2 protein-coding genes are annotated in these 3175 nt (G+C 36.6%); both read right to left on the bottom strand.

The window, feature by feature from the left end; all coding sequences use genetic code 11:
- Positions 1-411: 411 nt before the first annotated feature.
- A complete protein-coding gene (locus BGC07_RS19010; RefSeq protein ID WP_069314629.1) occupies positions 412-1284 on the bottom strand; it encodes a hypothetical protein in 873 nt (290 codons plus the stop codon).
- A 564-nt stretch (positions 1285-1848) separates the two neighbouring features.
- A complete protein-coding gene (locus BGC07_RS19000) occupies positions 1849-2877 on the bottom strand; it encodes an MBL fold metallo-hydrolase (protein ID WP_158007032.1) in 1029 nt (342 codons plus the stop codon).
- Positions 2878-3175: the final 298 nt, after the last annotated feature.

Below are 3175 nucleotides of genomic sequence, written 5' to 3'. Positions count from 1 at the left end.
CTTCTCTTTTGTTTCGCTTAGGTATTTTATGTAATGAGCAATTGCGCCGAACCAGCACAGAACCAACAGACCAAACCATTTCAAAATGTGGTCGTTATCAATCATAATTTTTTAAATGGGCTAATCCACCCCCTAAAAACTTCAGCTAAAAAACAAAAGACCCTGGTTGCACACAAGCGATATACTGCTACATACAATCACTACAGCACTGGAAAATATCATTTTTCTTTGAAATTTATCTACTTCCTCATCAATATACACGTTTACTCCTTGGATAAATTTTAGGCATAAAAAAACCAGCTCTGAGTGGCTGGTCTTCTTTGAAATGCAGTATGTCTATAATATCAATTTAGGCTCTAAATTTAACGCAAAAATTAGCCTTTTGCAAATTTTTTTTCCACCCCCTAAATATTAATGACATTTTATACTCTGCAATGAATCCCTCAACCTTAGATATACCTTGCCATAACGCTCTTTATGTTTAATTTTAAAAGTTGGTGCTGCCACCCCCAAAAAATCCGCCCTTTCTTTATCTAACATTCGACCATAACCAGAGCCATTACATTTATTGCACTCTGTATTGTAATCCACCGCAATCATTTTAGGTTTTGGTTCTGACTTCTTAGTCTGCACTTCTTCTTTTTTCCATTTCTGAATTTCACCTAAAAGCGTATTTAACTCTATACCATGTTTATCTGCTAGTTCACTTAATAGGTTCTGATAGGAGTAAAAGCCCACTGTAGCCTCTTTCCCTTCTTGTAGCTTCTTATACTCTTGTTTTATTACATACCAACGTACATCTACAAATTCTAACTTGTGCTTGTCTGATAGCTCTTGTATATCTGTTAACCCTTTATGGTAATCAACTTCTAAGCTCCACCAACGCTTTTTTTCATCGGTTAGCTTTTGCACTTTACGCTGTTTAAATCGGCTGGCCACATAGCCACGCCCTTCACAGCTCTTACACATATCACTTAAACACACTTCTTGAATCGCCAGTGCTGCGTACTTCCTCGCGGTTTCCTCCCTAAGATTGAACATTTTGCGAATAGTCGATAAAAGCAGTCTTTTTAATTCGGGAATATAACGGTGCTCATTCAAATATCTCACTTGAAACGCCAGCGATGCCATACGCTCAGCAAATGCCAATGATGCGCCAATTTCTGGCCGCGTGATTCCGTTGTGCGCCTTGTGAAAAGGCATACCGTCTAACTTACTAGTCTTCTCATAAAATGCTGTTACTACTGTCTCGGCCTTCACTTTGGGTTCTCCATCTGTTAGCATAATTTGCAGTTAATCGTTGTTTTCCCTCATGTTTTCAACGATTGACCGGGATTTAACATGACCCTATGTTTTTAAGAGAGTGTGCCTCGACAAGCACTCTCTTTTTTTCACAAAACACCTTATTTCTACTGTGGTTATTATTGGCAGTTTTGTGTATCCTCAAACCGTTTGAATCTTTTGCTGTAACAGCGTTTTTATACTGCGGTTCAAACTTTTGTGGCCTTTCGTTTTTGACACCTACACGAAAACAAAGGCCGCTACCTAATTGGTTATTTGATGAATTCTTGCGTAAAATCTTAAACAACTTGTTTTCGCTCGAAAGAAAAGCAAACATCATAGACAATGGTATAAATCACTTATTCTGTGCTTGCTGATATCGGTCTACATTTTTAGTTTTCTTTGTCTCACAATCGTTGTGAAACTCTTCTAAAAAATCATCACTCCACGCTGGCTTACTTTTACCCATTCTTGTCGCACGCACAGCACTCTTGAATCGAATATACTCTCTTTCTCGCCCTCAAACATAGGCCCACGTAATGGACCTATGCTAGTATGGCAGAAGTATCAACCCTTAACTTTATTCACCTTAATATTTTTTACTTCACAAGAACCACTACCATTTGATTTTATTATAATTTCATCCATGTCATCAGCAACGTTAAGTATACCAGAATAGTAATTTTTCATCCCCGCTGTAAACTTAGCCTTATCTGCCTCAGACTCACTAATTGAAGGAATTAGGTGTGTTAGATAGAGATGTTTAACTTTTGCTTTTTCTGCAAGTTTGGCTAAATCAATGGTATCTGAGTGATAATGATCATCTCGTTTCCAATGTTCATATTGACTTTCACTTATTTTTTTAGACTTTTTCAATCTTTCTTCTTGTAGAGGTCTACTCATGGCTTCACTAATAACAACATCTGCATTATTAAACATTTCTTGTTCAGCTTCAAATACATGTGTATCACCTGTCACGAATATTTTACAACTCTTATACTTTAACATATAACCAAATGCAGGAAAAACAGGCTCATGATGCACGGGATAAGCGGTAATACTAAGAGTCTTATCACTCCAGACTAGTTTACTTTTTTCAGTTCCGATATCAATAATATTCCCAGTAGCATGAGATAAATTAGGGTTTAACAAACCCTGCTGATTTATCGATCGAAACCAAGTATCTGGTTGGTAGCTATCCTTAATTCCGTTGAGAACTTGATTTAAACCGTAAGGCCCATAGACATTAAGCTCTGATTTTCTTCCAAACGCCCAAGATTCATTAATAATTGAACCTAAACCCGCAAAGTGGTCTGAGTGCAAATGTGTTAAGAAAACCCGGGATATCTTACCCACAGGTAAACCAATCTCACCAAGTCGCAACGAAGAACCTGCACCTGTATCAATTAAAAAAAGCTTTTTTTCATAGCTAATGGCTAAACAAGCAGGATGTCTTAACCATTGGTTACTTGGATTTGGGACTCCTGTACCACAAAAATAAATATGCAAATTACCATCGTCTGGTAATTTTGCTGAAATTACATTTTGACAAGAGATAACAAACATGAATGCGAATATAAATAGCAGTTTCTTCATATGATGAACTCCCAATAATAAATACTGTGTAAAATTATAGTGTACAATTTGGTGGATCTCATCCATTGAACTTATCCTTACCCCAAAATTCAACATTTCCATACGTCATGCATAAAGAGTTACCTTATCACTGCTATACTAAAATATTTTTTTAATTCTAAGTTCTTAAATATTAACCTAGCGCTAAAGCCTAGCACCTCTATTCGGAGATCTCTCATAACCTTCAACCTTCAGCAGAAAACGATATCGAAATGTTTTATATACTAAAAGAACATCGTTGTAATGAGTAAAGTTACGG

The sequence above is a fragment of the Piscirickettsia litoralis genome, assembly GCF_001720395.1.
Classification (GTDB): domain Bacteria; phylum Pseudomonadota; class Gammaproteobacteria; order Piscirickettsiales; family Piscirickettsiaceae; genus Piscirickettsia; species Piscirickettsia litoralis.
This window is presented reverse-complemented; position numbering and strand designations above follow the sequence as displayed.

Bases quoted from the DNA above. Each gene is read 5' to 3' on its own strand.
- BGC07_RS19010 (WP_069314629.1), bottom strand. From the start codon at position 1,284: ATGCTAACAGATGGAGAACCCAAAGTGAAGGCCGAGACAGTAGTAACA.
- BGC07_RS19000 (WP_158007032.1), bottom strand. From the start codon at position 2,877: ATGAAGAAACTGCTATTTATATTCGCATTCATGTTTGTTATCTCTTGT.